At 71.0% G+C, this 24,044-nt stretch carries 24 protein-coding genes; 3 read left to right on the top strand and 21 right to left on the bottom strand.

What is annotated here, in order from left to right; translation table 11 throughout:
* Positions 1 to 96: 96 nt before the first annotated feature.
* From ACQY9S_RS03290 to ACQY9S_RS03255, 8 genes are all read right to left on the bottom strand, one after another.
* Positions 97 to 2,526, bottom strand: a complete 2,430-nt coding sequence (locus ACQY9S_RS03290; RefSeq protein ID WP_428423144.1) for an MMPL family transporter — start codon at positions 2,524 to 2,526, stop codon at positions 97 to 99.
* The gene (locus ACQY9S_RS03285) at positions 2,523 to 3,155 is read right to left on the bottom strand and encodes a LolA-related protein (protein ID WP_428423143.1); all 633 of its coding nucleotides are present in this window, start codon (positions 3,153 to 3,155) and stop codon (positions 2,523 to 2,525) included. Before ACQY9S_RS03285 ends, ACQY9S_RS03290 begins: the two co-directional genes overlap by 4 nt.
* Positions 3,127 to 4,080: an acyl-CoA synthetase gene (locus ACQY9S_RS03280; RefSeq protein WP_428423142.1), complete on the bottom strand. Its 954-nt coding sequence runs from the start codon at positions 4,078 to 4,080 to the stop codon at positions 3,127 to 3,129. Before ACQY9S_RS03280 ends, ACQY9S_RS03285 begins: the two co-directional genes overlap by 29 nt.
* Positions 4,077 to 4,400, bottom strand: coding sequence for a 3-hydroxyacyl-ACP dehydratase FabZ family protein (locus ACQY9S_RS03275; RefSeq protein ID WP_428423141.1), 324 nt, complete (start codon positions 4,398 to 4,400; stop codon positions 4,077 to 4,079). Before ACQY9S_RS03275 ends, ACQY9S_RS03280 begins: the two co-directional genes overlap by 4 nt.
* Positions 4,397 to 5,923, bottom strand: a complete 1,527-nt coding sequence (locus tag ACQY9S_RS03270; RefSeq protein ID WP_428423140.1) for an AMP-binding protein — start codon at positions 5,921 to 5,923, stop codon at positions 4,397 to 4,399. Before ACQY9S_RS03270 ends, ACQY9S_RS03275 begins: the two co-directional genes overlap by 4 nt.
* Positions 5,920 to 6,564 carry a hypothetical protein gene (locus ACQY9S_RS03265; protein WP_428423139.1) on the bottom strand — a complete coding sequence of 215 codons (645 nt, stop codon included), beginning with the start codon at positions 6,562 to 6,564 and terminating at the stop codon, positions 5,920 to 5,922. The genes ACQY9S_RS03270 and ACQY9S_RS03265 overlap by 4 nt, the downstream gene beginning before the upstream one ends.
* A gap of 8 nt (positions 6,565 to 6,572) precedes the next feature.
* Entirely contained in the window at positions 6,573 to 6,878 is a 306-nt protein-coding gene (locus tag ACQY9S_RS03260; RefSeq protein WP_428423138.1) for a phosphopantetheine-binding protein, read from the bottom strand.
* Between the two features lie 266 nt (positions 6,879 to 7,144).
* Entirely contained in the window at positions 7,145 to 7,567 is a 423-nt protein-coding gene (locus tag ACQY9S_RS03255) for a hypothetical protein (protein ID WP_428423137.1), read from the bottom strand.
* A 196-nt stretch (positions 7,568 to 7,763) separates the two neighbouring features.
* Between ACQY9S_RS03255 and ACQY9S_RS03250 the strand changes: the two genes are divergently transcribed.
* On the top strand, positions 7,764 to 9,611 hold the full coding sequence (locus ACQY9S_RS03250) for a glutamine--tRNA ligase/YqeY domain fusion protein (protein WP_428423136.1): 1,848 nt from the start codon (positions 7,764 to 7,766) through the stop codon (positions 9,609 to 9,611).
* A gap of 61 nt (positions 9,612 to 9,672) precedes the next feature.
* Here the strand turns inward: ACQY9S_RS03250 and ACQY9S_RS03245 are convergent, their stop codons facing one another.
* Both ACQY9S_RS03245 and ACQY9S_RS03240 read right to left on the bottom strand, forming a co-directional pair.
* Positions 9,673 to 12,183, bottom strand: a complete 2,511-nt coding sequence (locus tag ACQY9S_RS03245) for a response regulator (RefSeq protein WP_428423135.1) — start codon at positions 12,181 to 12,183, stop codon at positions 9,673 to 9,675.
* 198 nt (positions 12,184 to 12,381) lie between these two features.
* Complete coding sequence (locus tag ACQY9S_RS03240; protein ID WP_428423134.1) at positions 12,382 to 13,035, bottom strand: glutathione S-transferase family protein; 654 nt, start codon at positions 13,033 to 13,035, stop codon at positions 12,382 to 12,384.
* Positions 13,036 to 13,265: 230 nt separating this feature from the next.
* On the opposite strand from ACQY9S_RS03240, the gene ACQY9S_RS03235 reads away from it, so the two are divergent.
* Complete coding sequence (locus tag ACQY9S_RS03235; RefSeq protein ID WP_428423133.1) at positions 13,266 to 13,574, top strand: hypothetical protein; 309 nt, start codon at positions 13,266 to 13,268, stop codon at positions 13,572 to 13,574.
* Between the two features lie 44 nt (positions 13,575 to 13,618).
* On the opposite strand, the gene ACQY9S_RS03230 is transcribed toward ACQY9S_RS03235, so the two are convergent.
* The 10 genes from ACQY9S_RS03230 to ACQY9S_RS03185 form a co-directional block, all read right to left on the bottom strand.
* Positions 13,619 to 13,951, bottom strand: coding sequence for a hypothetical protein (locus ACQY9S_RS03230; protein ID WP_428423132.1), 333 nt, complete (start codon positions 13,949 to 13,951; stop codon positions 13,619 to 13,621).
* A 73-nt stretch (positions 13,952 to 14,024) separates the two neighbouring features.
* Complete coding sequence (locus ACQY9S_RS03225; RefSeq protein ID WP_428423131.1) at positions 14,025 to 15,497, bottom strand: M48 family metalloprotease; 1,473 nt, start codon at positions 15,495 to 15,497, stop codon at positions 14,025 to 14,027.
* A gap of 134 nt (positions 15,498 to 15,631) precedes the next feature.
* Positions 15,632 to 15,967 carry a hypothetical protein gene (locus ACQY9S_RS03220; protein WP_428423130.1) on the bottom strand — a complete coding sequence of 112 codons (336 nt, stop codon included), beginning with the start codon at positions 15,965 to 15,967 and terminating at the stop codon, positions 15,632 to 15,634.
* A gap of 44 nt (positions 15,968 to 16,011) precedes the next feature.
* Complete coding sequence (locus ACQY9S_RS03215; RefSeq protein ID WP_428423129.1) at positions 16,012 to 16,218, bottom strand: dodecin; 207 nt, start codon at positions 16,216 to 16,218, stop codon at positions 16,012 to 16,014.
* Positions 16,219 to 16,273: 55 nt separating this feature from the next.
* A complete protein-coding gene (locus ACQY9S_RS03210; RefSeq protein WP_428423128.1) occupies positions 16,274 to 16,972 on the bottom strand; it encodes a DUF6781 family protein in 699 nt (232 codons plus the stop codon).
* 98 nt (positions 16,973 to 17,070) lie between these two features.
* Entirely contained in the window at positions 17,071 to 17,685 is a 615-nt protein-coding gene (locus ACQY9S_RS03205) for a LysE family transporter (RefSeq protein ID WP_428423127.1), read from the bottom strand.
* Positions 17,686 to 17,735: 50 nt separating this feature from the next.
* Positions 17,736 to 18,833: a beta-propeller fold lactonase family protein gene (locus ACQY9S_RS03200; protein ID WP_428423126.1), complete on the bottom strand. Its 1,098-nt coding sequence runs from the start codon at positions 18,831 to 18,833 to the stop codon at positions 17,736 to 17,738.
* Positions 18,834 to 19,482: 649 nt separating this feature from the next.
* Positions 19,483 to 19,701 (bottom strand): hypothetical protein, encoded by a 219-nt coding sequence (locus ACQY9S_RS03195; protein ID WP_428423125.1) that lies wholly within the window; start codon positions 19,699 to 19,701, stop codon positions 19,483 to 19,485.
* A gap of 192 nt (positions 19,702 to 19,893) precedes the next feature.
* Positions 19,894 to 20,256 (bottom strand): hypothetical protein, encoded by a 363-nt coding sequence (locus ACQY9S_RS03190; protein WP_428423124.1) that lies wholly within the window; start codon positions 20,254 to 20,256, stop codon positions 19,894 to 19,896.
* Between the two features lie 9 nt (positions 20,257 to 20,265).
* Positions 20,266 to 22,650, bottom strand: coding sequence for an alkaline phosphatase D family protein (locus ACQY9S_RS03185; RefSeq protein ID WP_428423123.1), 2,385 nt, complete (start codon positions 22,648 to 22,650; stop codon positions 20,266 to 20,268).
* A gap of 187 nt (positions 22,651 to 22,837) precedes the next feature.
* Here ACQY9S_RS03185 and ACQY9S_RS03180 point away from each other — a divergent pair, with 187 nt between their 5' ends.
* Positions 22,838 to 23,296 (top strand): FKBP-type peptidyl-prolyl cis-trans isomerase, encoded by a 459-nt coding sequence (locus tag ACQY9S_RS03180; RefSeq protein WP_428423122.1) that lies wholly within the window; start codon positions 22,838 to 22,840, stop codon positions 23,294 to 23,296.
* Between the two features lie 98 nt (positions 23,297 to 23,394).
* Here ACQY9S_RS03180 and ACQY9S_RS03175 read toward each other — a convergent pair whose 3' ends face one another.
* Positions 23,395 to 24,033, bottom strand: a complete 639-nt coding sequence (locus ACQY9S_RS03175) for an NMCC_0638 family (lipo)protein (RefSeq protein ID WP_428423121.1) — start codon at positions 24,031 to 24,033, stop codon at positions 23,395 to 23,397.
* Positions 24,034 to 24,044 lie beyond the last annotated feature (11 nt).

Below are 24,044 nucleotides of genomic sequence, written 5' to 3'. Positions count from 1 at the left end.
GAAACACGCATGCATTGGCTGCAGTCGGCCTCCCTCGCGCCTACCCCTGCGGCCTGCGCGGCACGGGCGCGAGCCCTCCGGTAGCGTTAACGGGCCCTAGCCGCGGCGTGCCACGCGCAGCGGCCGGGAGCACGCCGCCGCCAGCAGCAGTGCCAGCAGCGCTCCGGGCGCCACCACCCGGCCGATCGCCGACAGGGCCGGGATGTCCGACAAGGCGATCAGCCCGAACGAGGCCACCGTGGTCAGGTTCGCGAGCAGCAGCGAGGCCAGTGTGTCGTCGCTCAGCGGCGCGGGCGCAGCGGTCCGGCCGCCCCCGGTCACGCCGTCGTTGCGGAGCTGGTCGAAGAACAGGGCGTAGTTCGAGCCGACCGCCACCACCAACAGCAGCCCGACCAGGTGCAGGATGCCCAGCGCCACGTCGAACACCGCCAGGCCGGCGAGCGTGAACAGCATGGCCAGCGCGAGTGGCAGGCACACCGTGAACAGCCGCTGCGCCGAGCGCAGGTAGAAGGCCAGCAGCACGACCACCGCCAGCGCCCCCAGCAGCGCCTGCAGGAAGGCTTCATGCAGGTAGCTGTCGTAGAGGCTGCCCAGCTCGAGGCCGATGTCGACCACGTCGATGCCGGCAAGCCCCTGCAGCGCGCCGCGCAGGCGCTGCGGCTCCAGCTCGGTCGGCCCGGGCTGCAGCGCGATCAGCGCCGACCAGCCGCCGCCGCGGCGCTGCAGCATCAATGCGTCGACCACCGATGCCAGTGGTGTGCCGGCCAGCGCAGCGCGTTCGATCGGCGAGCTCCCACGCGCCACCTGCACCTCGGCGATGAAGGCTTCGAGCCGCATGGCCTTCAGCGGCCCGCCCGCCGTGGCCTCCTGCAGCCGCTCGCGCAGCAGCGCTGCCTCGGGCAGGCTGGCGAGCCGCGCGCGCTGCGTCGCCACGCTGGGCAGCAGCCGTGTCGGCGTCTCGTAGCCGGCCAGCAGGCCCTGCTCGACCAGCGCGTCCAGCCGCAGGCCGGCGGCCTCGGCAGCGCGCAGCGCGGCCTGCGGGTCGGCGCCGGTGGCGACGACCAGCGTGCGCGCGTCGCTCGCGCCGAGGTCGGCACGCAGCTGCTCGTCGAGTGCGAGCGCCTCTTGCGGCACCGGGCTCAGCGAGCCCAGGCTGCCGCGCCACAGCGGCTCGCTGCGCGTGAGCAGCACGCCGAGCGCCAGCGCGCCCAGCAGGAAGATCGCGATGCGCAGCCGCGGCAGCAGGCGCAGCGCGGCGGCGGCCCAGCGCCCCATCGACTGCCGCAGGCCCTGCCCCGCCGCGCCGTCGGGCACCAGCACCGGCAGCACGAAGCGCGTCGCGAGCGCCGCGCCGGCCAGCCCGGCCATCGAGAACACACCGAGCTGCGCCAGGCCGGGGAAGCCCGAGAACGCCAGCGCCGCGAAGCCGCAGACCGAGGTCAGCAGGCCGAGCCGCACGGTCGGCCAGTTGTCGTGCCGCCAGCGCTGCCAGCCGGTGCCGGGCACGGCCGCGCCGCGGGCCTGGATGAGGTAGTAGATCGCGTAGTCGACCGCCTCGCCGATCAGTGTGCTGCCGAAGGCGAGCGTGAGGCCGTGCACATTGCCGAAGCCGAGGCCGACCACCGCGATGCCGGCGACGATGCCGGTCGCCACCGGCAGCAGCGCGACCGCCAGCGCGCGCAGCGACGCGAAGGCCAGCAGCAGCAGGCCGCCCATCACGAGGCTGCCGACGATCGCGAGCTGCCTCGCCTCGTGCTCGATCCGGGCGCGGCTCTGCACCGCGAACAGCGGCGGGCCGCTGAGCTGGAGCTGCAGTCCTTGCGCGGCCAGCGGCGCGAAGGCGCCGCGCACGCGCTCGAGCGCCGCCGCCTGCGCATCGAGGTCGGCGCCCGCCGCCCGCGTGGTGAGCAGCAGCAGCGCGCGCGCTGCCGTGCGGGCGACCCACACGCCCTCCTCGCTGCGCGGCGCGCTGGCCGGGATCAGAGACTCGGCGATGCGCTGCATCTCGCCGGTCGGGTCGCGCTCGAGCAGCGGCTTGACCGCGTTGCCGGCCGGCGTGCCGAGCAGCGACAGCGTCTCGTCGATCGCGTCGCGCAGCCCCGCCACCGTGAAGCGCTCGGGCGTCACCGCCGGGCTGAGCTGGTAGCGGTGCTCGACCAGCCAGCGGCCCGCGGCCTGCCAGTCGCCGGACTCCGCGCCTTGCTCGTCGCCGCGGTCGCCGTTCTGCACCTGCTCGAACAGGGTGCTGCCGCGCAGCGCGGCCGCGAGCGTGCGCGAGGCCCGGGCACGTTGCACCGCGTCACCGCCGTCGATGCCGATCAGCAGCGTGCGCGCCGCCACGCCGTTCTGCAGCTGCTCGATGAGCACGCGCTGCCGCGCGTCGGGGCTGGCCGGCAGGAAGGCGGACAGGTCGGTGCTGAAGGCCGTGCGCGCGATCAGCGCGCCACCGAGCAGCATGCCGGCCAGCCACGCCAGCAGCGCGAGCCGCCCGCGCGTGCGCTGCGACAGCGCGGCCAGCCGCCTCACGGCGCCGCCGGCGCCGAGGCGGCCGCGGCGGCGCGCACCGGCTCGATGCTCATGACCGAGCGGTCGCCCCCGGCGAGCTGCATCTGGATGCTGTTCAGCTCGCCCTGGCGCCCGGCGATGCGCACGCTGCGCACCTGCCCGGCCAGCCGGCTTTCGATCGGGGTCAGGTCGAGCGTCCAATGGGCGGCATCACCGGCCAGCGCGGTGCGGAAGTAGCGCGTCAGCGTCTGGGCATTGCCGGTCAGGGTGCCGCGCACAGCCTCGACCAGCGCCACCATCTCCGGCGTGGCGTCGAGCGCGAAGCGGCGGCTGCGGCCGCTGCGCGTGAGCGTCAGCGTGTTGCCGTCCACCACCATCGATTCGGCGCGCGGCGTGAGCGTGTGCCGCGTGAAGCGGTCGGGTGCCGCGAAGCTGAGCGTGCCGCTGGCCTCGAGCGGCGCGTCCAGCCCCTGCACGAAACGCTGCTCGGTGAAGTGGGCCTCGCCGCTGCGCTGCTGCGCCAGCAAGGCCATCAGCTCGGGCAGCTCGAACGCGGCGGCCGGCCAGGCGGCGCAGCCCAGGGCCAGCGCCGCCAGGGCACGCCGCAGCCCGCGCCAGCCTTCACCGGGCATCTTCGCGCCAGAAATCATGAAAGTTGAACCAGTTGTAGGGGTGCTCGCGGCACAAGGCTTCGAGCCGCTCGACATAGGCCTGCACCGCGGCGCGGATCAGGCGCTCGCGCTCGGCAGGGTCGGCCGCGCGCTCGCTGAAGTCGGCCAGCGGCGCGAAGCGCACCTCGTAGCGGTTGCCGCCGAGGTACAGGCCGGCCATGAAGACGACGCGCCGGCGCAGCAGCGCGGCAAGGCGGAACGGGCCGTCGCTGAAGTCCATGGCCTGCCCCAGGAAAGGCAGGCTCATGCTGCTGGCGCGGGCCGAGCTGCCGTCGGGCAGCGAGCGGTCGGCCAGGATGCCGGCCAGGCCGCCGGCGTCGAGCCAGTCGCGGATCGCCAGCATCGATTCCGCGCGGCCCAGCGCGATGATCTCGGGCCGGTGGTCGGGCGCCACCGCCGCCAGCGCGTCGTTGATCAGGCGCGCGTTGTCGGGGTACATGACCATCGCGATGCGCAGCGCCGGGCGGGTGCGGCCCACCACGTGCAGCGCCTCGAAGCTGCCGAGGTGCGCCCCCACCAGGAAGGCGCCGCGGCCTTCGGCCAGCGTCGCATCGACCAGCGACTCGCCGTGCACGCTGACGTCGAACAGGTCCATGCGCCCGCTGAGGAAGTAGACGCGGTCGAGGATGGTGGCCGCGAAGCTGTGCACCTGGCGGTAGGCGTCGGCGAGCCGCGCCGGGCGGCCGAGCACGCGACCGAGGTAGCGGCGCGACTGCCGCCGCGGCCCGGCTGCGAACAGCAGGAAGTACAGCGTGATCGGGTGCAGCACCCAGCGCGCCACGCGCCGGCCGCAGCGCAGCGCGATCCACGTCATCACCCGCAGCGCGACGGCATTGCTGCGCTCGGGCTCGCGCGTCCAGTCGGTGCCGGCAGCGCGTTCGGTGGCGTGCACGTCGGTGCTCATTGAACGGCAAGCTCCGGCAGCAACCGGCCGCTGGCCGCCAGCACCCCGCCGCGCCGCACCTCGAAGCGCAGGCCGTGGGCTTCGTCATGCACCGTGATGCCCAGCTCGTCGCCGGGACCGATCGGCGCCAGGAACTTCGCATGGGCTATCGTCGGCCGCTCGCCGATGCGGGCCGACAGCGGCGGCGATGTGCGCAACGCCTCCATCACCTCGGCCAGCAGCAGCGCGCCGGGCAGCAGCGGCCGGCCCGGGAAGTGGCCCGCGAACGCCGGGTGATCGGCGGCGATGCAGCGCGTGAGTTGCAGCGCGGGCTCGCTCATCGCTTCGCCCTGCCGAGCTGCGCTTGCGCAAAACGCGCCAGCGCCTGCGTGGTCAGCTTGCCGGTCGCCTCGCGCGGCAGCGCGTCGACGTGCAGCACGCGGCGCGGCACGAACACCGGCTCGAGCCGCTCGCGCAGCGCCGCGCTGATCTGCGCCGTGCTCAGGCCCGGCGCCACCACGAAGGCGACCGGCCGCACCACGCCGTCGGCCACGTCCGCGGGCAGCCAGAAGGCGCCATCGACCACGCCCTCGATGCTGTTGAGGTGGTAGTTCAGATGGGACAGCGAGCTGCGCTTGCCGGCCACGTGGATCAGGTCGTTGGCGCGGCCGAGCAGCCGGAAGCGCTGCGCGCTGTCGAGCTGCAGCACGTCGGCCAGCGGCGTGGGCTGCTGCACGTGGCCGCCCTCGACGATGAAGCGCTCGTGCTCGCCCCCGCCGTCGCGCCGGATGCGCAGCGCGCCGAAGGTCTGCCAGACCTCGCCGTGCACCGTGCGGCGCGTCGCCACCTGCCCGGCCTCGGTGCAGCCGTAGATCTCGACCAGCGGACCGCCGAAGGCCCGCTCGGCCTGCAGCGCGAGCTGCGGCGACAACGGCGCCGTCGCACACAGCAGCAGGTCGGTGGGCGGCAGCGCCACGCCGGCGAGCAGCAGCGTCTTCAGGTGGAACGGCGTGGTCACCAGCGCCCGTGGGCGCGGCAGGCGCTCGAGCGCCTGCACGATGTCGGCCGGGTAGAACGGCCGGCCGCTGTCGAAGGCCGCACCACCCAGCAGCGCCAGCAGCACGCTCGACTCGAAACCGTAGCTGTGCTGCGCCGGCACCGTGGCGACCAGGTTCAGCCCGGCCAGCGAGGGCCGCTCCAGCACCTCGGCCAGCCGCTGCGCTTCGGCACGGATGTTCGTCACCAGCGCGCCCCAGGACTTGGCGTGCGGCTGCGGCGCGCCGGTGGAGCCCGAGGTCAGCAGGCAGGCGGCTTCCAGCCTGGCGTCGATCCGTGGCACCACCACCGCACCCGCCCCGACCGCGGCCGGCGAGCGCGGCGCCCGTAACAACGGCAGGCCCGCCACCGCCAGGCCGTCGTCGTCGGTCAGCGCATGGAGCGCCGGATACGGCCCGCGCAGCCGCGCCAGCGTGTCGGGCAGCGCGTTCGGCGGCAGCAGGCTGGTCTGGCCGCGCAGCAGCGCTGCGGCCAGCCCGACCGCGAAACGGTAGCGATCGCTGCACAGGTTGACCAGCGGGCCCGTCGCCGGCAGCTGCGCGGCCTGCTGCGCCGCATCGGCCAGGAACTGGCGTGCGCTGATGGCCTGGGAGCCGCGCCACGCGAGCGGCGCGTCGAAACGGTAGCGATCGCTGCACAGGTTGACCAGCGGGCCCGTCGCCGGCAGCTGCGCGGCCTGCTGCGCCGCATCGGCCAGGAACTGGCGTGCGCTGATGGCCTGGGAGCCGCGCCACGCGAGCGGCGCGTCGAGGTCGGCCGCCGCGAGCAGCGGCAGCGCGGGCGGATCGCAGGACAGCACTTCGCTCATCGCCCCGCCGCTTCGCCGCTCGCCGGCTTGTTGCAGTAGGCGCGCAGCGCGGCCGACAGCGTGGTGCGCTCGAACTCGGGGTGCAGGCGGTATCGCAGCAGGTATTCACCGACGAACAGCGTGGTGATCAGCACCGGCGTGACGAGATTGGCCAGCAACGACCACACGCTCCACGGCGCCAGCGCATAGACGCACAGCGAGGCGAGCACCATCGCGAGAAAGTAGCCGGCCCACATCCGCGTCACCTTGCCGGTGTAGACCACCATGTCCGGCGACAGGCGCCCGTGCACGCGCTGCGCCACGCCGCCGATCAGCGACAGCCGCCCCGGCCGCAGCGACGCCGCGAAGCTGATGAACAGCGCGAGGTGGATGCCGGCGTGCTGCAGCAGGTAGAGCCGGTTCAGGTCGCCGACGCCACCGCGCGCAACCAGGGCATACAGCCCGAGCAGCGCGAACACGAAGCCGGCGAGCGACGGGAGGTGGCCGCGCCGCAGTGCCACCCCCAGGCCGGCCAGCAGCAGCGGACCGAGCAGCGCTGCCACCGCCCAGGGCCGGTCGGCAGCATGCAGCATCAGCCAGTGCGAAAGGACGGCGTAGGCAGCTGCCGCCAGCAGCCCGAGACTGAGGCGCCAGTTCGGCATGAGGGCACCTACAGCGTACGGTGCCGAGCGACGTGCGCCGCGAGGCTGCGCAGCGACTGGAAGATCAGCTGGTTGTTCTCGTCATCGGAGCGCAGCTGGAAACCGTAGCGGCGCGAGACTTCGAGCGCGACTTCCAGGATGTCGATCGAATCCAGGCCGAGGCCTTCGCCATAGAGCGGCGCGCTGGGGTCGATCTGCGCGGGGGCGACCTCGAGGTTCAGTGCTTCGACCAGCAGAACGGCCAGTTCATGCTCCGGTGCGGACTGCTCCACCGGGGCACCGGCAGCGGGCTGGATGGCTTGGACGGACGGCACAAAACTCCCTGCTTCGTTCTCTGTGGACGGCCACAATTCTAAGGGCGCCGCCCCTCGGCCCGACGAGCGCGCCGCCGCAAGGAAAAGGCCCCGCGGGCGAGAGCGCCCCGGGGGGCCAGCCGTACCGGGCCGCCCACCGCACGGCACACATCGGGTTGCGCCACGAGCACACGGGCCCGCCTTTCGGGGAAACAAGGGCTCCCCGAGCTTCCCTGCCCCCTCCCCCTCCGGGGCGGGACCCGGCCGGACGCGCCCCCGGCGAGCACTCAGTAGCGGTAACGGTCCGGGCGGCCGTCGTGGTCGCGGTCGCGGTAACCGTCGCGGCGGTCATCGTTGCGATAGCCCCCGTGGCCATGCTCATGCCAGCGGCCACCGTTCCAGTAGCCGCGCGGGTAAGGCGCCGGGCCCGGCCGGTAGACGATGGGCGCGGGGCCGTAGTAGACCGGTGCCGGCGCATAGACCACCGGTGGCGCATAAACCACCGGCGGCGCCTCGTACACCACGGGCGGCGGTGCCTGGTACACCACCGGCGGCGGCGCATAAACAACCTGCGGGCCAGGGTAGAAGATGCCCGGCAGGTTGATGCCGATGTGCCAATTCACGCCGCCGGCATGTGCCGCGCCGGTGGCTGCCAGCCCGGCGACGCCGAGTGCGGCGAGGGCCAGGGTCTTGCGGATCACTTGCTTCATACGGTCTCCTGGTTGGAGCGGCTTGCGGAAGGAAGATTTTGCGCCCCGTGTCTCCAAGAACGGGTCAGCCCACCGACAGGTTCACAGCCATCTGTATCCAGATGCGAAAAACCGGGTGAAGTTTTGTGAATCCATCGCCCGGGACACAGTGGCGGAGCCGCTCCTTAGAATGGCCCGACCCCCTCTCCCGCCCGCGATGAACCATCCTCCGAAGAAGCCCGGCCCGGGCCCAGCCCCGGCCGAGACACCGAGACCCAGCAACTTCCTGCGCGGCATCATCGAGCGCGACCTGGAAGCCGGCACCTACGCCGGCCGCCGCTACGCCGGCTCGCCGGGCGACGCCGCCCACCATGCCGGCGCTCCGCCGGATGCGGCGAAGATCCGCACCCGCTTCCCGCCCGAGCCCAACGGTTACCTGCACGTGGGCCATGCCAAGAGCATCTGCCTGAACTTCGGCCTGGCGCGCGACTACGGTGGCGTGTGCCACCTGCGCTTCGACGACACCAACCCCGAGAAGGAAGAGCAGGAATACGTCGACGCCATCGTCGACGCGGTGAAGTGGCTGGGCTTCGACTGGCAGGGCCGCGACCCGGCGCACCCCGAGGCGATGGTGAACCACCTGTACTACGCCAGCGACTACTTCGACTTCATGTACCGCGCGGCCGAGGCGCTGATCGACGCCGGCCTGGCCTACGTGGACGAGCAGACGCCCGAGCAGATGCGCGCCAGCCGCGGCGACTTCAACACGCCCGGCAGCGCGAGCCCCTTTCGCGCCCGCACGCCGGCCGACAACCTGGCGCGCTTTCGCCAGATGCGCGACGGCCAGCTCGACGACGGCGCCGCGGTGCTGCGCGCCAAGATCGACATGGCCGCGCCGAACATCAACCTGCGCGACCCGGCGCTCTACCGCATCAAGCGCGCCACGCACCACAACACCGGCGACACCTGGTGCATCTACCCGATGTACACCTACGCGCACCCGATCGAAGACGCGCTGGAAGGCATCACCCACAGCATCTGCACGCTGGAGTTCGAGGACCAGCGCCCGTTCTACGACTGGCTGCTCGAGCGGCTGTGCGAGCTGGGCCTGCTGGCCCGGCCCCGGCCGCACCAGCACGAGTTCGCGCGGCTCAACCTCACCTACGTGATCACCAGCAAGCGCAAGCTCAAGCAACTGGTGGACGAAGGCCACGTGGACGGCTGGGACGACCCGCGCCTGCCCACCCTCGCCGGCCTGCGCCGGCGCGGCTACACGCCGGAAAGCATCCAGCTGTTCTGCGAGCGCATCGGCGTCAGCAAGGACTACAGCTGGATCGACTACAGCACCCTCGACGCGGCGCTGCGCGACGACCTCGAAGGCAAGGCACCGCGCGCGATGGCCGTGCTGGAGCCGCTGAAGCTCGAGCTCACGAACTGGGCCGAGGTGTTCGGTGCGGCCGACCACCTGGAGCCCTGCCAGGCCCCCGCCCACCCGCACCTGCCCGAGCTGGGCACGCGCCACTTCACGCTCGGCCCCGCGGCCTGGATCGAACGCGAGGACTTCGCCGAGCAGCCGCCCAAGGGCTTCTTCCGGCTGTTCCCGCCGAGCGCAGCGGGCCCAGGCAGCAAGGTGCGGCTGAAGTACGGCGTGGTGATCGAGTGCACCGGCTGCGAGAAGGACGCCGACGGCAACGTGAGCGCCGTGCTCGCCACCGTGCTGCCCGACACCAAGAGCGGCACGCCGGGCGCCGACGCGGTGAAGGTCAAGGGCACGATCACCTGGGTGGCCGTGCACGAGGCCGTGCCGGCCGAGGTGCGGCTGTACGACCGGCTGTTCACCGAGGCGCAGCCGGACGCCGGCGGGCGCGACTTCCTGTCGGTGCTGAATCCGCAGAGCAAGCGGGTCGTGACCGGCTACCTGGAGCCCTCGCTCGCGAACGTCGAACCCGATGCCAGGGTGCAGATCGAGCGGCACGGCTACTTCGTGGCGGACGCGAAGGCGCATCGGGCGGCACAGCCGGTGTTCAACCGGATCACGGGCTTGAAGGACTCCTGGGCCAAGTAGGCCGCTGGCCTGCGCAGGCGGCGACGGTGCGTGCCGGTGAGCGCGACTGGGTGATTGGATATCAGGGCGTGCTGGTCCCCGCCCCTGCCGCCTTCGGTGGCGGCACCCAGGCCAGCAGCGTGTGGATCAGCTGCTTGGAATCGATCGGCTTGGCGATGTGGGCGTTCATGCCCGCGGCAAGACATTCCTGCTTGTCTTCTTCCATGGCGGCAGCGGTCATGGCGATGATCGGCAAGTGCGCGGCATGCGGCAGGAGCCGAATCACGCGCGTCGCCTGCAGGCCGTCCATGTCGGGCATCTGCATGTCCATCAGTACGACGTCGAACGACGCCTTCTTGACCCAGTCCACCGCCTCGATGCCGTTTTCGGCCAGGGTCACTTCCAGGCCCGCCATCACGAGGAAGGCAGCCGCCACCTGCTGGTTGACGAGGTTGTCCTCCACCAGCAGCACGCGCGCGCCCCGGATCGGGTGCATCGCCTCGGCCAGGTCGGACTTCTGCTCCTGCGCGGGCATCGGCTGTGCCGCCTCGCCATGCTGCAACCGGACGATGGTGTCGAACATGCGCGAGGGAGTGACCGGCTTGAGCAGCACGGCCACGACCGGCAGATCGCGCACGGTCTGCATCACGCTCTCGCGGGCGTGGAGCGTTGTCATCACCACCACCGCCAGCGGCGCCGACGTGCGCTCTGCCGCGATCCGGCGCGCTTCGCGCACGAACTCGAGATCCGCCGTCTTCCAGTCGAGCAGCAGCAGTTCATAGGGTGCTTGCCGATCCGCGCGGCGCAGCTTGTGCAGGGCATCGTCGGCAAACGCGGCCGTGCCGACCTGGAAGCTCCAGCTCTGCAGCATCTGCTGCAGGATCAGCCGCGCCGTCGGCTGGCCGTCGACCACGAGCGTGCGCATGCCCCGGATGCGGTGCAGGTCGATGCGTTCGACGCCCTGCTTCGGCATGCCGAAGCAGGCGGTGAAGGCAAACGTGCTGCCCTCGCCCAGCGCGCTGCGCACGGAGATGCCGCCTCCCATCAACTCGACCAGGCGCCTGCAGATCGCGAGGCCCAGGCCGGTGCCGCCGTACCTGCGGGTGATGGACTTGTCGGCCTGCGCGAACACCTGGAACAGCCGGTCGGCCTGTTCCTTCGACAAGCCGATACCGCTGTCGCGCACGGCGAAACGAACCTGCACCTGATCGCCGCTCCGGGTCCCGGTCTCGGCACTGATCACGATCTCGCCGCGCGGCGTGAACTTGATCGCGTTGCCCACCAGGTTGTTGAGTACCTGGGTCAGGCGCAGCGAATCGCCGAGCAGGCGCTGCGGGATGTTCTCGTCGATCTCGAAGAACAGGTCCAACCCGGCCTCCTCGAGGGTGGCCGAGAACAGGTTGCCCACGTTCTCGACGGTCTCCTCGAGGTTGAACTCCTCGGCCTCCAGGGTGACCTTGCCGGCCTCGATCTTCGAGTAGTCGAGGATGTCGTTGAGCAGCGACAGCAAGGCCTTCGACGAGGTTTGTACTTTCGAGAGGTAGTCACGCTGCTTGTGGTCGAGCCCGGTTTCGAGCACGAGCTGTGTCAGGCCGATGATCGCGTTCATCGGCGTTCGGATCTCGTGACTCATGCTGGCGAGGAACAGACTCTTCGCTTCGTTCGCAGCTTGTGCCTGGTCGCGTGCGGCCATCAGGTCGAGGCCCTTGCGCCGTTCGCCCTCGTGCGCCCGCACCAGCCGTGCGTAGAGCGAACCGTTCTCGAGCAGCAGTTCCAGAAGCACCACGCTGCAGGCCACGAGCCCATAGATGCGGCCCGCGTAGAACCCCATGTCGAAACGGCCGGCGTTGAGCATGGCCGACAGGGCGATGTCGAACAGCCATGCGCTCAGCGCCACCGTGAGCCAGAGGTCGAGCACCGAATGCGGCCGCCGGCGCCACAGTGCCGCCAGCGCACCCAGGCTGAACAGCCAGACGCTGCCCACGGTGCCCAGCATCGCCGGCGCGTAGTGGTCGCCCGCCATGATGGCCGGCAACGCCGACTGCCCCACCGTGGCCAGCAGCACGAGCCCGGCGCTGAGCAGGACCGTCAGCGCCGGCCCAGCCGCTGCGCGGGCGCGGGCCAGCGCGGTCGCCGGCACCGGCGCGGGGCGCTCGTCACGCCTGAGCGCGGCATACGCCAGCACGAACAGCGCAAAGCCGCTGTGCCAGAACATGTAGATCCAGGCCGTGCTTTGCGGGCCGGCCCCCAGCAGGCCACCGGGTGCGAAGAGGCCCGGAAAGGTGAGCGCATGACCCACGGTCATCAGTGCCGTGAACAGGTAGCCGCAGCCGAGCATCAGCAATGCACGCGAGCGCAGGATGCGGTATTGGCCAAACAGCAGCGCGGCGGTGATCAGGTCGTTGAGCAGCAGCGCCGATTCGTAGACCGGGATGAAGGCCGCCACTGGCGGGAGCGGCAACTTCGCCAGCGGCGCCAGCACGCAGAAGACGACCGCCGATACCAGCAATACAGCCAGTGCACGGCGGCGCTCGTCGCGCCCGGCAGGCTGGTTCAGGAGAAATGCCGGACCGTTGTCGAGCGGTCCGCTCATCCGAGTGGTCCTCGCGCGCCCATGCCGCCCCCCGCGCGACTCAAGGACCGTTCCCCGGTTCTCCGATCCCCAACGGGGTTCGGCGACGGGACCAGCTGTACATGCTCGTCAATGCTGTTGTCCTCCCTTCGCGGCATTGGAACAGGCGACATTCATCAGGGCACCTGTCAGGTGTTACAGGCACGGGCGGGCGGGCGGTCAGTCGCGGTCAGGCGCACCCGGCGGAAAGAACTTGCGGAAGGGCCGCGCCTCGTCCACCGCCCGCGCGAACGAAGGCCGTGCCAGCAGCCGCTGGCGGTAGGCCCGCAACACGCGCTGGGCCTCGCCGATCGGATGCACCCAGTCGGCGTAGAACAGCGACGGCGCCGCCGCGCAGTCGGCCAGCCCGAAGGCTTCGCCGGCCGCCCAGGTGCGGCCGGCCAGTTGGCCGTCGAGCCAGGCATAGCTGGCGTCGAGCAAGCGGCGCGCCTCCGCCACGCCGCAGGGGTCGCGGTGCTCGGCCGGGCGGATCGCGTCGAACACGATCTTCTGCATCGGCGTCATCACGTAGTTGTCGAAGCAGCGGTCCAGGAAGCGCACCTCGAGCGCGTCGCGCGCGTCCTGCGGCAGCAGGCGCACCGGCCCCGGGTGGTGCAGGTCCAGGTACTCGACGATGAGGCTGGCCTCGATCACCGTGCGGCCGCGGTCGACGAGCACCGGCATGCGCCGCAGCGGCCACAGCGCCGCATGCTCGGCGAGCGTCGGTTCGTTCTCCGGCGAGAGCAGGCCCCACTCGAAAGGCGTGCCGTTCTCGTAGAGCGCGACCAGGGCCTTCTGGCAGTAGGACGAGAAAGGGTGGGCGTACAGCTTCATCGGCGTCTCCCTCGGCTGCCGGTCAGGCCCGGGTGCAGGCCCGCGTCAGCGTGGCGATGTCGAGCTTGACCAGCATGGAAAGCCCGTGCGGCCGACGCCCGGCAGCTGCAGTGTGCCGCGAAGGACAGCGTACATCGAGAGATTCCCCGATCCGATGGCCGGTACGGGCTGGCGCATGATCGGGGCGACGACCGGCCGTGCCGCCGGTACCGGATGAAGGAGGCCCGCCCATGAGCACAATCGACACGCCGCACGATGGCGACTTCGCCAAGCTGATCGACCAGCAACTCGAACTCGCCGCCGCCAAGCTGCCGGCGTTGGCCCCGGCCGCCGTGCACCCGTCGCCCGAGGATCACGAGGAGATCGCGGTGGCCCACCCCACGCTCGAAGACGTGCTGCTCGGCAACGCCGAGCCGACGCCGGAGATGCTGGAAGAACTGGCCGCGCTGGAATCGGCACCGGCGCTCAGCGACGAAGAGCTGGCCCGCCAGGCGTTGGCCGATGGCGGCGACGATGGCGATCCGTCGACGCCGGAGTAGCACGGCCACCCGACGGCGCTTCGGTGCGGCAGCGGCTTTGCCGCTCAGTCCGCTCGTGGCCGCTGGTCGGTGATCTCGCGCGCCTCCACGTCGACCACCTCGCCAGGTGACGGCGTGGGCGCCGGGCTCGGCGAGCGGCGTGTCGCGGCGGCGCGAAAGCGGCTCCAGTCGGCACCGGGCTGCCGGCCGAAGCGCACCGCGACGGGCCGCTTGCCCTGCAGCAGCGCCCAGATCACGAGCGTCACACCAACGGTCAGGCCCAGCACCACCACGCCGAGCATGAACACCAGCCCTGCGAGGGTCAGCGTCAGCTTCAGCACCAAGGTGACGGCCCAGCGCAGACTGCGGTTCAAGGCGTCGATCCAATCGTTCGTCATGGTCATCGGGGTCTGATGCGCGGGCGGGCCCGGGGTTCCCTGCGCTCGCGTGGCCGACGCGACCTGCTGGGCGCTACTCGACCACCTTCACCAGTTGGCCCGCCTTGGGCTCTTCGGTGCCGCCGTACAGACCATTGATCAGGCGCAGCTGTTGTTCGGCATTGCTGCTCAGCGGCGAGCGCTTCGCGAGTTCGGCGAAGCCGGCGCGTGGATAGGCCACGGTCTTCAGCACCCAGGGCCTGGCGGCGCTGCGGTCGGCGGCGCTCAGCGCGCGGAACGAGCCTTCGGCTTCGCGCAGCTGCGGGCGGGCGGTCTGCAATGCGGCGGCATTCTTGCCCGCATACAGCAGCGCGTAGTTCTTCGCTCCCGGGCCGGTCACCAGCGTGGCTTCGACGTTCTGCGTCTGGCCCTGCTGGTTCTGGCGCACGCCGACGAAATGGGTGGCGCTCAGGCCATTCAGGCTGAGCGGCTCGGTGCGGCCCTGGGTGGGCTTGAAGACGTTGCGGATGATGTCCTCGTGGCTCTTGCCGGCCTTGTCGGGCACGCTCTGCACGATGAGGCCGGCATCGCCCGCCGCGTTGACCACGGTCACGGCGTCCTGCGCGTTCTGCACCTTCCAGCCCTGCGGTGCGGTCAGCGCGATGCCCAGCGGCTCATGGTAGAAGTTGCGCCCGCGCGTCACGCCCTGCGCGCGGCTGTCGCCGAACGGCAAGCCGTTGACGGCCTGCAGGTAGCGGGCGCGCCCGTCGTCGACGTAGTCGGTGCCCTGGTAGCCGCCGGCGATCTGCGTGATCTGCTGCAGGCGCTGGTCGTTGCTGGGATGGGAAGCCAGCCAGTCGCCGCCCTGGCGCGGCGTGCGGCCTTCGGCGCGCGCGGTGTCGGCGGCGAACTGCTCCTGGCGCTTGAGCACCCGGATCACATCGACCATGTTCTGCGGGTCGTAGCGGTTGCGCGCCAGGTACTCGGCGCCCAGCTGGTCGGCCTGCAGTTCCTGCTCGCGGCTGTACGAGGCCACGTAACCGGCGGCCACGCTCTGCGAGAGCTGGCTCGCCACGTCGCCCACGCCGAGCACCGCACCGAGCACGCTGGCGGCCAGCACGCCGATGCCGGCAGTCTGCTGGCGCGTCGCGCGCTGCGCGCCGTGGCGCGCCGTCACGTGGCCGATCTCGTGGCCGATGACGCCGGCCAGGTCGGCCTCGCTCTCCATGTAGGCCATGATCCCGCGCGTGACGTAGACGTAACCGCCGGGCAACGCGAAGGCATTGATCTCGGGGCTGTCGAGCACCGTGAAGGTCCACTGCAGGTGGGCGCGGTGCGACTGCTTCGCCAGGCGCTGGCCCAGGTCGTTCACGTAGGCCTGGACCCGGGCGTCGTCGTAGGCGCCGTATTCGGCCAGCACCTGCTGGTGGGCCTTCTTGCCCTCGGCGATCTCGGCCTCCTCGCTCATCACGGTGCGCTCCTCGCGCCCGGTGACCGGATTCACGACGGTGGCACAGGAGGTCAGCAGGCTGGTCGCCAGCAGCAGGGGCAGAAAGAGGTGTCGCATCGAAGGTCTCGGTCGGTGACGATCGGCCGCCGCCGCCGGGGCGGTGGCGCCGTCGAGGCGGCATGTTGCCACCAGCCGGCGGGTGGCGCCGGCAGCGGACGGCGAGCCATGCGCCGCACTCGCGCGACGCCGGGTCAATGCGGCTTGCGCGGCTCGCGGAACGCGTTGGGGCGGATCACGTTGCCGTCGCGTTCGGCCGCCTTGCGCGCCGCACGGCGGATGACCTCGGCCGCCTCGCGCGCCGCGGCGTCACGTCGGGCGCGCCAGTGCCACAGGCTCAGCGCACGCTGCCGGGCGGCCAGCCAGGCACGGCGCACGGCGGCGTCGAAGCGCTGGCGCCGGTGGGCACCCACGAGCAGCCGAAGGAGCAGCCCCACGCACACCGTGAGGACGGCACCCGCCAGGAATTGATCGATCACCATGACCTGCGCTCGGCAACTGCCGATGTAGTCCTTCTTGCCGACGTCCACCCCGTTCAGTATGGCGCTTCGACTCGCCGCGCGCTGCGCGGCGTCTATTCGAGCGTGAAGCCGACCTTCAGCGACACCTGCCAGTGCGCCACCTTGCCCTTGACGACGTGGCCGCGGGTTTCGGTCACCTCGAACCACTGGATGTTGCGCACGGTCTCGTGGGCCTTGCCGATCGCGTTCTGCACCGCGGCCTCGATGCTCTTCTTCGAGGAGCCGGTCAGCTCGATGTGCTTGTAGACATGGTCGGTCATCGCTTCGCTCCTGGTGTGGCGCCGGGGCACCGGGATGCCCCCGGACGCCCGGGTTTCAACGCTTGCGCGACGGCGCCGCACGGCCCTCACCGGCGTCCTTGCCACCACGCTGCAGGCCTTCGGACATGCCGATCAGCACACCGCTCACCAGCGCCGCATAGCTGTCCATCAGCGCCGTGCCGGCGCGCAGGCCGACGGCCCGGCTGTCGCGCAAGGCGCTCTGCGCCTGGGCGAGCAGCTGCTCGACCGTCAGTGCTGCCTGTGCGCCGCTGTCGGTGCCCTTGAGCTTCATCGACTCCAGCACCTGCGCCCACGGCCCCTGCAGCGGCGCGCCGGCGCCCTGGGCAGCCTTGCTGACACTGCTGAAGAAGGTGTCTTCCAGCTTCTCCAGGTCGGTGAGGGCGCTCTTGATGCCGCCCTTCTGCAGGTCCGCGCCCTGGTCCAGGAACTGCTGCAGCGCTCGCCGGTTGGCCTCCACCGCCTGCAGCAGGGCGGCGTCCATGCCGTCGATCGCGGTGCTCAGCAGCGCCTCGACCTCCGCCGGCCGGCCGCCGTGCTGCGCGGCGCCGGTCGAAGCCGCCTCGGTCACTGTCTTCAGCACGCTGCGGATGTTCTTCAGCGTCAGCTCGCGACCCTGCAGCGCGTGCAAGGTGGCTTCGCTCACGGTCTGGCGCAGCGCTTCGCCTTGCTTGGCGGTCGCCTGCGAGAACATCGTGATCAGAGCGTCCTGGTCGATCCCGGTCTTGGTGGCCATGCAGTCTCCTCGGTGATTGTGAGAGACCGCAGTGATACTGCCGTTGCGGTGGCGAAGCAATAGGCTTCTTCGGCAGGGGCCGCCCGCCGGACCGCGGCCTACCTCGACAGCACGAGCTTGACGCCGAAGCCGATCAGCAGCATGCCCGCCATCCGCTCCAGCGCCTTGACCACGCGCGGGCTGGCGCGCAGCCGGTCGGCGAGGCGGCGCGTCAGCAGCACCACGAGGGCACCGTACAGGAAGGTCAGCACGGCGATGGTCGCCGCCATCAGCCCGAAGGTCGACAGCCCCTGGTGGTGCGCCGGGTCGACGAACAGGGGGAAGAAGGCCATGTAGAACACGATGGCCTTGGGATTGAGCAGCGTGATCGCGCAGGCCTGGCGGAAGTAGTGCCGCGGCAGGATCTGCACCACCGGCGCGTCGCCGGGCCGGCTGGTGATCAGCCGGTAGCCGATGTAGGCGAGGTAGGCGGCGCCCAGCCACTGCACCGCGCCGAAGACCAGCGGCGCGGCCTGCAGCAGCGCAGCGACGCCGGCCACCGCCAGCCACATGAGCACCTGGTCGCCGGCGATCACACCGAAGGTCGCGGCGAAGCCGCCGCGCAGCCCACCCTTGCCGGTGGAGGTGATGAGCGCCAGGTTGCCCGGGCCGGGGATGGCCAGGAACACGATCACCGTGACGACGAACGCGCCGTAGTCGGCCACTCCGAGCATGATCACCTCCGTGGTTCAGGTCGCAGCCGGCGACCCGAACCGACCGCCGTTCACTCCGGCCAGTCGAGACTGCCGACCGACTTGGGATAGGTGACTATGCCCCAAGGCAGCTTCTTGTCGGCGATGTGCTTGATCGGCTCGAGCGTGGCCGCGTCGATCACCACCACCTCGTTCGAGCGGCCACAGGCAAGCAGGATCTGCTTGTCGTCGGGCGTGAAGCTGAAGTGCCAGCAGCGCTCGCCGGTCGGCACGGTCTTGAGGGTCTCGTAGGTCTTGGCGTCGTAGACCTGCAGCGTCTTGCTCTTGGCGTTGGCGACGAACAGGCGCTCGCCGCCGCGGTCGAAGGCCAGGCCGTAGGGCGTGTCGCCGGTCGGCACTTCCTTGACGATCTTGTAGCTGCTGTCGATCACGACGATCTTGTTGCCGTGCTCGATGGTCGCGACGTAGGACTTGCCGTCCGGCGCGCGCTTGATGCCGCGCGGGCGGTCGCCATAGGGCTTGACGTCGATCGTCTTCACCAGCTTGCCCGTGGCGATGCTGTGCACGGTGACGTTGTCATCGGCCTCGTTGGTCACGAGGATGTGCTTGCCGTCGGCCGAGAACTCGATGCCTTCGGTTTCCAGACCGCCCTTGATCCTGCGCAGCACCTTGCCCTGCTTCAGGTCGACCACGGCAACGTAGGCGGGCTCCTTGTTGTCGTCGTCGTCCTTGGCTTTCTCGGCCGCCATCGCTTCCGGCGAACCCGGCTTCGGCGGCGGTTTGCCGTCGGACGAGGGTTCGAAGGACACGAAGGCCAACTGGCCGCGGGTGCGAACGAACTCCGGGTTCTTGCCGATCGCGATGCTGCGCAGCAATTTGCCGGTGACCCGGTCGATCACCGAGATGTTGCCGTCGGCGCGATTGGCGGTCACGAGCAGCTTGCCGTCGGCCGTGACGCCGAGGCCACGCGGCTCCTTGCCCGGGCTGCTGAATTCGCCGGTGACCTCCATCGTCGCGAGGTCGATCACCGACAGCTCGCCGTTCTGGTTGCTGACATAGGCCAGGCCTTGGCCATCGGCGGCCTGCGACGGCAGCGCGTGAAGCCCGACGACCAGCGAGATCGCGAAGGCCGGCAACAGGGTGGTGCCGCGCGGGCGATGGAATTTCATGCGGAAGGTCTCCTCGGTTGTCGTTCGGAACGCACGCCTGCAGCAGGCCCGCGCCTGCATGGGATGCGTGACGAGCCGGAGAGTTTCCCTCAAGCCGCAAATTGACCGGCCGGGAAAACTTCCCGACCTTGACCCGACCGGGCTTCGGATTGTCACGAGCGCCGGCCTTTGTGATAGGGCCCGGAGGGCGCCGCGCCGGGTCGCTGTGTTGCGTTCATGTCCCCCGGTCCGGGCTACCGCCCGGCCCTCCTCCTTTACTTCACTCCACACAACGACCCGTCACAGCGCTGCTACCACCGAGACCTGCCGCGACTTGACGGCCTGCGCATGCGGCAATGGTGAGTGCTGGTGAGGGCGCCGGGTGAGCGGCGCAGCGAAGTAGCGGAGGAGGCGTCGGCCCCCAGGCCGACCCGGGGGAGTGAAGCCGCGCGAGAGGCGCCGGAAGGCGCCTCTCGGCTGCTGAACGCCCAGCCGCGATACCAGCGGCTGGGCATGAGCGGAGCCGCTCGCCCGGCGGCCTCGCCAGCAACGCGCGGTACCTGCCGGCGGCCGACCGGTGGACCCTTTGAACCTCAGCCCCCCGCACACGATCGGCTGCAAGGAGCCGAAGGACGCCCGCTGATTTGATGCGCTTGAACGCGACTTGGCATCAATGCATCGCGCGGCAGCAAACGGCCGGCGTCAGGAACTCACGACCGACGACGGCCCGCGCGTACAGGTAGTTGTGGCGCGCGCGTTCGCTGAGGTGGTCGAGGTTGACACGTCCCGTGGCGTCGCAGGGGAAGGACAGGCCGCGTCCAGTGACGAACATGGAATCGAAGCGCAGCTCGTAGCTGGCGTCGGCGGCAAGGAACAGGGCGGTACTCATGGTGCTGACTCCCATCGACGGCTGCGATCTGCAGTGGCGATGGGAATAGCTTAGGCGGCGTACCGCGCAAGCGCCGTAGCCCACCACCCAAGCCGGGGGTCGGCAGTCGTCTGCTCGACTTGTAGGAAACGCGCCGACGTGAATTCCTGCCGGAGGAGCCCGGCGCTCCGGCAGGCATGGCACATCGAACGGTCACCGCGTGACGAGCGTGCTCAGCAGCGTGCCGCCCACCACGGTGCCGCCGGTCGGCTGCGGCGGGTCCTTGGTGATCCAGACGCGGACGATGATGCCCTTGGTCTTGCCGGCGTCGATCTGGTGATCGAAGCCGACGCGCCAGCCGTGGTTGAAGGCGTCGCGCAGCAGGTCGAGCATGCCCTGGCGCACCGGCTGACTGCCGTCGGTGCGCAGCTTGAAGCCCGAGGCGGCGCCGGCGATATGGGTGTCGAGCTGCACCACCACCTCGACCTGCATGTTGTCGTTGGCCGGGCCGAACACGTCGCCGACCTCGTTGACGCGCAGCAGCACGATCTTGCCGCTCTTCTGTTCGAGTCCCATGCCGTTCTCCTAGTGCGTGAATGCGCTGGCGCGGATCAGCGTGCCGTTGTGCTGGCCCGTGCGCAGGTAGTCGATGGCGACCGTGCGGTCGTGGTTGAAGGCGTCGCGCAGCAGGCCGAGCAGGCGCTGGCGCACCGCGAGGTTGGTGTCTCGCCTCAGCTGGAAGCCGAAGGCGCGGCCGGGCTCGGTGTCGAGCGTGATGATCACCTCGCCGTCGATGCGGTCGGTCGCCGGCCCGTAGCCGCCGCCGACCTCGTGCACACGCAGCAGCGTGATGCGGCCGCGCGCGGCCAGCAACTCGCCGACCAGATTGCGCATCGTCACCGGCCGCGCGTCGAGGTCGATCTCGAACAGCTCGGCCAGCGCATCGCTGTCGCCCTCCACATACAGCTGCATGCGGTAGCGCCGGCCCGGGCCGCTGCGCTCGTAGGCCACGCGGCCGAAGTTGCGCTGCATCAGCCGGCCGACGAACTTGGCGCGGTAGTGGTCGCCGTCGAGCGGGAACTCGCCACCCGATTCGACGGCGCGGATGATGGTCTCGAACTCGGGCATGTTCACCGCGTCTTTCGAGATCGACGAACTGGTGATCTGCACCATCGCCGGGTTGTTGCGGTGGTCGTGCGCGCCCGACGTGCGCGTCGAGCGCACCAGATGGATCGCGCCGAAGTGGTAGTCGCCGCTGAGGATGAACACGCCCTTGGGCCGCGGGCCGGGCCGGCCCTGCGCATCGATGTCGTTGGCGACGTCGAACAGCAGGTCGAGCAGGCGCACGAGGTCGGGCAGGTTCTTGTCGTAGGTCCAGGCGTCGCGCACGTCGGGGTCCTGGATGGTGTCCTCGAGGTGCTCGTAATACGCGCTGGCGCCGACCGCGCCAACCACGGCGCCGGTGCCCGCGCCGATCTCGGCCCCCAGCGCCGCACCGGCCGCGGCGCCGGCCGGCCCGCCGACGATGAAGCCGCCGATGCCGCCCAGGATGCCGCCGGCGATGGCCCCGGCCAGCGAGCCGCCGGCCGCGCCGACCACCGGCGCGGCCAGGCTGGCCCATTTCTCGATCTCGGCGATCGGCAGGATGGCCGGCGGCACCGGCACGACGACGAACACCAGGTCGGCCTCGCGCACCTCGGCCGAGCGCGACCACGCGCGCATGCGGTTGAGCTGCGCCGAGCCCATCACCGGGTAGGCAGCGCTGCGTCCGCGCGCGCTGCGGCTGTCGGTGAAGTAGAAGGCCGCCGGACCGCGGCGGTAGTGGTAGTCGAAGCGGGGCGCGCCGTAGCCGCCCGGGTTGTGGGCCTGCTGGAAGATGCGGTAGGCCTCGACGCCGTCGCGCTCGCGCGCCTCGAACTCGCTCTTCGCGGGTTCGCTCTTCGGCCGGTCGGTGCCCCAGTCGTCGACCACCTCGTGGTCGTCGAGGCTCATGTAGGTGGGCCGGCTGCGCATCGCGTCGCGCATCGGCTGGTAGGCCCAGAGCTGGTTGTAGCGGCGGATGTAGCGCTCCAGCCAGCTGTCGGTGTCGGCGAACTGCTTCTCGATGCCGTCGCCGTAGATCTGGTCGCCGATCAGGAGCAGCAGGTCGTGGTCGTCGCGGCGCGACAGCGTCTGCCAGCGCCCGAGCGCCGCCGGCCCGCTGGGCAGATGACAGGAGCCGAAGACCAGGCTCAGCCGCTGCGGATCGGCCGGCAGCGTGCGCAGGCGCCCCTGCGTCAGCACGTGTTCGCTGTGGTCGGCACGCACGGCGATCAGCAGGTAGCCATAGCGCGTGGCCGGCTGCAGGCCGAGGAAGACGGTGGTGGCGGTCTGCGCCCGTGCGGCATCGAAGCCCAGCGCGAGGCGCCGCGCCGGCTGGCTGGCACCGACCGTTCGCAGTTCACAGACGTGACGGTCACCCACCGCCGGCGCGCCGTGCAGCTGGAACCACAGCGTGGTGTGGACCGCCGAGGTGTCACCGACGATGGACTTGGCCACGTCGATCACCAGCGTGCGGGCTATCGTCGCGTCCGGGCCGAGCCCGACCGCCTGCACCCGCGGACTCCAGGGCAGCGAGACCCCGAAGGCGTCGGCGCTCAGCGACTGGTCGAAGGCCAGCGACACCGGTGGTTTGCCGCCCTTGCGTTGCCGCCCGACCGTGGCGACGGCGGCATCGAGTGAAAGTTCGATGAGCGCGCGGCCGTCCGGCCCGGTCGCGCCGCTGCCCTCCACCGTGACCGCGTGGGAGAAGTCAGGCCGGAGCTCTTCTTCGAACTCGGGCGGGCCGTGCGGATGCGGCTCGCCTTCGACCGGCGGCACGGGAACGCGGACCAGCCACTGCCCCGCCACCCTCACCCGCAGCCGTGCCTGGCTGCCGCCGAGCGGCAGGGCGTCGAGAAACTCGAACAGTTGCACGCGGGCCGTCAGCATGGCGGAACCTCGTTCGCGGCGTGAGCACCGGGCGCGAGTGTGCGCGCTGTGCGCCCCGCCGCGAAGGCCCGCGGCGGTGAACGTCCCTAGAGTGAAGTGGTGAAGTGCCAGGGGCAGCCTGTTTGCGCAGGCAACGGGGCCCGGGCATGATGCGCCGCTCCACCACCCTGCCTACCGGAGCCCGCCCGTGACGACGACGACCGCGAAGATCGCTCCCCTGCTGTGCACCGCCCTGTTGTCGCTGTCGGCCCTGGCCGCGCAGGCGCAGCCGGACGTGCTGGCCAACGCGGCGAAGGAGCCGGGCGCGGTGGTGACGCCCAGCGGCCTGGTCTACCAGTCGCTGAAAGACGGCAGCGGCGGCAGCCCGCGCCCGAGCGACGTGGTGAAGGTGCACTACAGCGGCAAGCTGACCGATGGCCGGGAGTTCGACAGCTCCTACAAGCGCGGCCAGCCGATCGAGTTCCCGCTCAACCGCGTGATCCCCTGCTGGACCGAAGGCGTGCAGCGCATGAAGGTCGGCGGCCGCGCCAAGCTCACCTGCCCGCCGGACATCGCCTACGGCCCCAGCGGCGCCGGTGGCGGCCTGATCCCACCGAATGCGACGCTGGTGTTCGAGATCGAGTTGCTGGGACTGACCGCGCGCTGAGCACCGCAGCGGCCGATACCAAGTCGCGTTCACCCGCATCGAATCAGCCGGCGTTCCCCGGCTCCTTGCCTCCGCACTCGAAACGGATCAGGCGTCTGTCAGCGGGCGGTCGTCGGCTCGACGGCCGCGGTTCTCAGCAGCTGCACGCCGGGCCGGTTGCCGACCAGCGTGATGGCATCGAAGGCGCGGCGGGCAGGTTCGTCGCCGAGGTCGAAGCCGGTCTGCTGGCGCCAGCCGCCGGCGACCTGCACGACGCGCTCGCGGGTCGGTCGCAGCGAGGTCCCCGGCCCGTACACGTCGTCGACCACGCGCAGAAAGCCGGCCCGCACGCGCGGCCCGTCGGCCTGCTGCACCCACACGACGCAGCGGCCATCGTCGGCGATGGCCAGCTGCAGCAGCGTGGCGCGACCCGGCGCGGCATAGGCCTGGCCGGGCGCACCGCCGAGCAGGCTGCTGCGCTGTGCCGCGTCGCCGTCCAGCGGTGCCAGGCCGGCGGCCAGCGCCAGGTCCACCCGCGCCGCCGCGTCAGCGGCCGGGGCGGCGCAGGTGCGGCTGTACAGATCGACCGCCTCCTGCGCGAGCTGCTGCGGATCGGCGCGTTCGGCAGGCACCGCATCGGTTCTTGCCGACCCCGCCGGCGCGACGAACTCCGGTGCCTCGGATTGGGCCCCGGCCGGCACGGCGCCGCCGGCACAGGCCGCGACGGCAGCGCAGCAGAGGGTGCGGCGCAGCGTCATCGTTCGGCCCC

Source organism: Methylibium sp. (assembly GCF_965279545.1).
Classification (GTDB): Bacteria; Pseudomonadota; Gammaproteobacteria; order Burkholderiales; family Burkholderiaceae_C; genus Methylibium.
Note: the sequence above shows the minus strand (reverse complement) of the source record. Positions and strands in the feature narration are given on the sequence as shown.

Coding starts and splice junctions, on each gene's coding strand:
- ACQY9S_RS03285 (WP_428423143.1), bottom strand. CDS start 3,155: ATGATTTCTGGCGCGAAGATGCCCGGTGAAGGCTGGCGCGGGCTGCGG.
- ACQY9S_RS03280 (WP_428423142.1), bottom strand. CDS start 4,080: ATGAGCACCGACGTGCACGCCACCGAACGCGCTGCCGGCACCGACTGG.
- ACQY9S_RS03275 (WP_428423141.1), bottom strand. CDS start 4,400: ATGAGCGAGCCCGCGCTGCAACTCACGCGCTGCATCGCCGCCGATCAC.
- ACQY9S_RS03270 (WP_428423140.1), bottom strand. CDS start 5,923: ATGAGCGAAGTGCTGTCCTGCGATCCGCCCGCGCTGCCGCTGCTCGCG.
- ACQY9S_RS03265 (WP_428423139.1), bottom strand. CDS start 6,564: ATGCCGAACTGGCGCCTCAGTCTCGGGCTGCTGGCGGCAGCTGCCTAC.
- ACQY9S_RS03255 (WP_428423137.1), bottom strand. CDS start 7,567: ATGAAGCAAGTGATCCGCAAGACCCTGGCCCTCGCCGCACTCGGCGTC.
- ACQY9S_RS03250 (WP_428423136.1), top strand. CDS start 7,764: ATGAACCATCCTCCGAAGAAGCCCGGCCCGGGCCCAGCCCCGGCCGAG.
- ACQY9S_RS03245 (WP_428423135.1), bottom strand. CDS start 12,183: ATGAGCGGACCGCTCGACAACGGTCCGGCATTTCTCCTGAACCAGCCT.
- ACQY9S_RS03240 (WP_428423134.1), bottom strand. CDS start 13,035: ATGAAGCTGTACGCCCACCCTTTCTCGTCCTACTGCCAGAAGGCCCTG.
- ACQY9S_RS03235 (WP_428423133.1), top strand. CDS start 13,266: ATGAGCACAATCGACACGCCGCACGATGGCGACTTCGCCAAGCTGATC.
- ACQY9S_RS03230 (WP_428423132.1), bottom strand. CDS start 13,951: ATGACGAACGATTGGATCGACGCCTTGAACCGCAGTCTGCGCTGGGCC.
- ACQY9S_RS03225 (WP_428423131.1), bottom strand. CDS start 15,497: ATGCGACACCTCTTTCTGCCCCTGCTGCTGGCGACCAGCCTGCTGACC.
- ACQY9S_RS03215 (WP_428423129.1), bottom strand. CDS start 16,218: ATGACCGACCATGTCTACAAGCACATCGAGCTGACCGGCTCCTCGAAG.
- ACQY9S_RS03210 (WP_428423128.1), bottom strand. CDS start 16,972: ATGGCCACCAAGACCGGGATCGACCAGGACGCTCTGATCACGATGTTC.
- ACQY9S_RS03205 (WP_428423127.1), bottom strand. CDS start 17,685: ATGCTCGGAGTGGCCGACTACGGCGCGTTCGTCGTCACGGTGATCGTG.
- ACQY9S_RS03200 (WP_428423126.1), bottom strand. CDS start 18,833: ATGAAATTCCATCGCCCGCGCGGCACCACCCTGTTGCCGGCCTTCGCG.
- ACQY9S_RS03195 (WP_428423125.1), bottom strand. CDS start 19,701: ATGAGTACCGCCCTGTTCCTTGCCGCCGACGCCAGCTACGAGCTGCGC.
- ACQY9S_RS03190 (WP_428423124.1), bottom strand. CDS start 20,256: ATGGGACTCGAACAGAAGAGCGGCAAGATCGTGCTGCTGCGCGTCAAC.
- ACQY9S_RS03185 (WP_428423123.1), bottom strand. CDS start 22,650: ATGCTGACGGCCCGCGTGCAACTGTTCGAGTTTCTCGACGCCCTGCCG.
- ACQY9S_RS03175 (WP_428423121.1), bottom strand. CDS start 24,033: ATGACGCTGCGCCGCACCCTCTGCTGCGCTGCCGTCGCGGCCTGTGCC.